3 protein-coding genes are annotated in these 1,833 nt (G+C 56.2%); 2 read left to right on the top strand and 1 reads right to left on the bottom strand.

From position 1 onward, the window contains the following. Positions 1-862, top strand: an 862-nt coding sequence (locus tag J0X15_RS19990) for a flagellin (protein ID WP_209015489.1), incomplete at its 5' end; no start/stop codon positions are given. 89 nt (positions 863-951) lie between these two features. On the opposite strand, the gene J0X15_RS19985 is transcribed toward J0X15_RS19990, so the two are convergent. Further along, positions 952-1,227 carry a hypothetical protein gene (locus J0X15_RS19985; protein WP_206944747.1) on the bottom strand — a complete coding sequence of 92 codons (276 nt, stop codon included), beginning with the start codon at positions 1,225-1,227 and terminating at the stop codon, positions 952-954. Between the two features lie 41 nt (positions 1,228-1,268). Between J0X15_RS19985 and J0X15_RS19980 the strand changes: the two genes are divergently transcribed. Further along, positions 1,269-1,833: flagellin (locus tag J0X15_RS19980; RefSeq protein ID WP_206944745.1), on the top strand; the 565-nt coding region annotated here is incomplete at its 3' end.

The raw sequence follows: 1,833 nt of genomic DNA, 5'->3' as shown, positions 1-1,833 counted from the left end.
GGCAAGCATTACCATCGACAACTTTGCTGGTGACATCGACGGCTCTTCGACTGCATTTGAAATCGCAAACCTCGGCCTGACTGAGACCGACACAGGCGAAGTCACTGCATCCGGTGAGAGCGACGCTTTCACTCTGACGGCTGGCCAGGTTGTCACCTTCGACGTCAACGATGTGACCGTCTCCTTCGGCGATGCAGACAGCACCGAAGCAACAACGTTCAGCGCCACAGAGGTATCCGCAGCGATCAACACGGCCTTGGCCGATGCAGGCAACTATGATCTGACTGCCTCCATCGATTCTGACACCGGCGAAATCGAACTCACAAGCCGCCAGACTGGCACCAAGGCTTCTGTGACGCTCGACAACTTCACCGGCTCAACCGATGGCACCGCAGCCTTCGCAGAAGCTGATCTCGGCCTGACAAGCACCACCGCAACAGCGACCGGCACGTCTACAGACGTCAGCACCACCGGTGCAACCGTTGTGGTGGGTTCGGACTACACCGATACAATCACGCTGACGATCCAGAACCTCAACACCACAGCTCTGGGCATCAACGAGCTCGACGTATCCACGCAGGCTGGCGCCGAAGAAGCCCTGGCTGTCATCGATAACGCGATTGACTCGGTCTCTCAGGCACGTGCTGAAATGGGTGCAACAGTGTCCCGTCTCGAGTATCGCTCGACCCAGCTGGAAACCAGCATCGAGAACCTGGAAGCTGCTCAGTCTGCAATCTCCGACGTGGACATTGCTTCCGAACAGGCTTCCCTGTCCGCATCTGCCGTGAAGGTTCAAGCTGCTGTTGCCGCTGCTTCCCAGGCCAACCAGATGCCGCAGAACCTGCTCAAGCTGCTCAACTAAGACAGCGATTGAAACCGCGGGGGGCGCGAGCCCCCTACGCACCGGGCGTCCAAACCTCCCGCGGTTCCAAAAAATTTCCAAATTTATTTTCAGGTATCCCCGGAGTTCAATTCGTCACCTGCAGCCGGACTAATGTTTCCGATGTTTTCCATCCGGAACTTTTTGCCGACAGGACTTTCTAAATCGAACAGATAGCGGACCACCTGATCGGCAAGAGTTGCCGAAGTGAAAGCAGCCCAAAGGTTACCCAATTGTAAACTTAACAATTGGTAAACAAGGGTTAACAGGTCCCCGATTTTATTAACGCCTGTTTTGGCCGGAAAGCTCCGTTGTATCGCCAGGCAAGAAACCTTGCGCATCTTCACGCGCATCTCGTGCATGGCCCCAATCGATACTGGAGTGGACAATGCCTGTTATTTCGACGAATACCGCTGCGAACACGGCCGTTCGCTACCTGAACATGAACTCTTCCGAGCAATCGGATTCGCTCGCAAAGCTGGCTTCCGGCTCGCGTATCACCACCGCATCCGACGATGCTGCCGGTCTGGCGATTGCAACCAAGCTGTCTTCCGATGTGACCGCTCTGGAACAGGCGTCGACGAACGCATCCCACGGCATTTCCATTTTGCAGACTGCCGATGCCGGCGCGTCCAACGTGTCCGACATTCTGGAACGTATGAAGACGCTTTCCTCACAGGCTGCATCCGGCACCGTGACGGATACGGAACGTGCCTACATTCAGGCTGAGTTCGAAGAACTGATGGAGGAAATCGACTCCATCTCGACAGCGACCCGCTACAACGGCCAGTCCCTGCTCGACGGCACGTCCGACTTCGCTGACGACACAATCAAGACAGCCGCTGAAGTGACGACCGGCGTAACAAGCGCTGCTACTGTCGAAGGTACGAACGGCGTTGCTGCCTCTGTCACCAGCGGTAGTGATATTTCCGCTTGGACGCTTGAGGACGGAC

Origin of the sequence: Roseibium limicola (assembly GCF_017313085.1) — a bacterium.
Taxonomy (GTDB): domain Bacteria; phylum Pseudomonadota; class Alphaproteobacteria; order Rhizobiales; family Stappiaceae; genus Roseibium; species Roseibium limicola.
Note: the sequence above shows the minus strand (reverse complement) of the source record. Positions and strands in the feature narration are given on the sequence as shown.